Source organism: Flavobacterium sp., from assembly GCF_039916025.1.
Taxonomy (GTDB): domain Bacteria; phylum Bacteroidota; class Bacteroidia; order Flavobacteriales; family Flavobacteriaceae; genus Flavobacterium.
Genome location: NZ_JBDSMB010000168.1, coordinates 1 through 3,106 on the forward strand (window position 1 = coordinate 1; position 3,106 = coordinate 3,106).

Genomic DNA, 3,106 nt, shown 5'->3' on the forward strand with positions numbered 1-3,106 from the left:
GAGAAACGCTGCATGAATTTAGAGGTCATTCGGGATATATTTTTTGCGTAGCTTTTTCACCGGATGGAAAAACAATTTTGACCGGATCTTCAGATAAAACTGCCCGTTTGTGGAACTTAAACGGAAAAACCATTCAGCAATTTATAGGTCATCGTAATATTATTACCTCGGTAGCCTTTTCGCCTAATGGCAAAATGATCCTTACCTGCTCCCGGGATAAAACTGCCCGTTTGTGGGACTTAGCAGGTAATCTGGTTGAGGAAATTAAAGTTAACGCCTTTGAAATTAATTCCGTTTCGTTTTCTCCAGACGGCAAAACAATCCTTATCGGCTCTTCAAATAGTATCGTCCGTTTGTGGGAGATACCTTTACCGTTAGAAGATTTTCTAAAAAGTGATAAGCTTCAATCATTATCTGCTGAGCAAAGACAATTATATGGTATAAAATAAAAGAATTTAAAACTAAAATTGCTTTTTGTAATTAATATTCCAGTTGTTAGCAATCATCTAAAAACAATTTGAAACGAGCTTTTTTAAATAAATTTAGTAATACATGAACCGCCTTTTATTTTTCTTTCTTTGTATAATCACCTTTATTACCGCAAAGGCACAAAGCAACTTTATCGAAGCCATGCAACAGGGAGATGATGCATTTAAAAAGCAACAATACAAAAAAGCAATCAATTATTACTTTGCGGCAGCGGCATTTCAACCTGAAAATAAAGGTGAAGTAAAAGAAAAAGTGAATAAGGCATTTTATAGAATTGATGCGTTGCGTAAAAAAGCAGAGGATGCAGAAAAACAAACCAAAATTGCTAATGAAAAAGCCCTTACATCTTTAAACAAAGCTCAAAAACTTATTGATGCATTTTATTTTTATGCAGGAAGATTTGCCCTTGCTTTTAATGATGATAAATTCTACTTTATTGACACGAGTGGAGATGAGATAACAAAATTTGGCAAATGGGATAAGGCAGAGCAGTTTGATCAGTTTGAACTTTTTGGATTGGCAAAAGTGAAAAGCGAGGGCGTAGATTACTTGCTTGACACTTCAGGCATTAAATACAAAGTTGCTTATGATATCAAAGCTATTGACACTAGCATCAGGGCAATTGACCTTTCTGATAAGCAATTGGATACATTTCCCGCCAAAGTTTTGAATTATCCACAGCTGGAGATATTAATTTTCAAAAGCTTTTATAATAACCCAAATTCTAATAGAATATTGGAGTTTTTGGAGAACCGAAATGATACTAATAGTTTTCCTCTAAAAATAACTGGATTAAGTAATCTGAAATACTTGCATTTGGCAAATTTTCAAATTACAAGTTTGCCGGAGCAAATAGAAGATCTGAAAAATTTGGTAACCCTGGATTTACTAGGTAATAAATTGAAAAGCTTGCCCAAACAAATCGGTGAATTGAAAAAATTACGAACCCTGATTTTGGGTCTTAACCAGTTGAGTGATTTACCATCTGAAATAAGCAGGTTAACCAATTTAAAGGAATTGTATTTAAATAGTAACGAATTCGACAGATTTCCGGACATTATTACGAATTTGAGAAACCTAAAAAAACTCTATCTGAACGAAAACAATCTTGACAAGTTACCTGCTCAATTCGCTGAGTCGAATAAAAATCTGACTACATTAAGTTTGAGTCAAATCGAGTTTAATAGTTGGCCTTCTCCTGTTGAAAAAATGAAAAACCTAACAGAACTGTCATTATTTGATATTGGTTTAAAAATCTTACCAGATGACATCGGCGATCTGAAAAAATTGATAACTCTGAATTTATCAGAAAATGAATTGACAAATTTGCCTACACGAATCAAAGAATTGAAAAATTTAAGAACCCTCGATTTGTCGCATAACAAACTGACCAATTTAATCGTACAAATCGGAGAATTAAATAATTTGACCAACCTGTACGTAGAAGGTAATCAGTTGAGGAAACTACCTCCCGAAATCGATAAGTTGAAAAAACTGAAAACCCTTTCATTAAATGGAAATAATATTTCCCAGGCTGAAATTGAAAAAATCAAAAGGCTTTTACCTAATTGTGAAATAATAACTGATTAAAAATATAAACCGACGTTTTATTCATGCGCCACTTTTTATTTTTCTTTTTTTTTATGATCTTCTTTGCTGCTGCAATAGGACAGCGCAGCTATGCCGAAGCCATGGAAATGGGAAATAGTGAGTTTAACAAAAGAGAATACAAAAAAGCTATGAATTTATATTTTGCTGCAGAAGCATTTGATCCCACCAAAAAAGACAAAGTAAAAGCAAAAGTGAATATAGTATTTGATGAAATTGACGCTTTGCGAAAAAAAGCAGAAGATGCTTTAGAAGAAGCACAAAAACTAACCAAAATTGTGCAAGCCAATTATCTTATTTCTGAAGCAAAAAGAATAGTGGAATATAACCCCACGTTAGCCTTAAGATTGGCTGAACAGGCTATGCTAAATGATAGTAAGCAGGAAATTGAAAGAGAAGCGAATAATATTTTCTACGAAAATTTTTTTTATAAAATCGCGGGAAGCCATAAATCTCCGATAACATCAATTGCCTTTTCGCCCGATGGAAACATGATCCTTACAGGTTCTGAAGATCAAACTGCCCGTTTGTGGAGCCTTGGCGGAAATATGATCAAGGAATTTAAGGCGAATTATAATTTTATAACTTCAGTTGCTTTTTCACCCGATGGTAAAACAATACTTACCGGCTCCTGGGATCGCACTGCCCGTTTATGGGGGCTGGATGGAATTATGCTAAAGGTATTTGAAGGGCATGGTGATGATGTAACTTCAGTCGCCTTTTCACCGGATGGAAAAACAATACTTACCGGCTCGAAAGATCAAACTACAAGATTGTGGGGGCTTGATGGAAATCTGATAAAGAAGTTTAGTGTGCCTGTGATAATCTACTTATCTCCTATATCTTCAGTCGCCTTTTCACCGGATGGAAAAACAATACTTACCGGCTCTACAAATGGAGCTATCCGGTTATGGGATCTGGATGGAATTTTGATAAAGGAGTGGCAATCTGCGCCCATAACTTCAGTCGCCTTTTCACCCGATGGAAAAGCAATACTTACGGGGTCCAG

General features: G+C 35.1%; 2 protein-coding genes and 1 pseudogene. All 3 read left to right on the plus strand.

Features of this window, described 5'->3' with window-relative positions; all coding sequences use genetic code 11:
• Positions 1-449: pseudogene (locus tag ABIQ27_RS12840) on the plus strand (hypothetical protein); the annotation flags it as partial.
• 103 nt (positions 450-552) lie between these two features.
• Positions 553-2,079 (plus strand): leucine-rich repeat domain-containing protein, encoded by a 1,527-nt coding sequence (locus tag ABIQ27_RS12845; protein WP_348034313.1) that lies wholly within the window; start codon positions 553-555, stop codon positions 2,077-2,079.
• 23 nt (positions 2,080-2,102) lie between these two features.
• On the plus strand, positions 2,103-3,106 hold a 1,004-nt coding region (locus tag ABIQ27_RS12850), incomplete at its 3' end, for a WD40 repeat domain-containing protein (RefSeq protein WP_348034314.1).

What these genes read in the sequence shown, in the direction of transcription:
- ABIQ27_RS12845 (WP_348034313.1), top strand. Translation starts at nt 553, where the DNA reads ATGAACCGCCTTTTATTTTTCTTTCTTTGTATAATCACCTTTATTACC.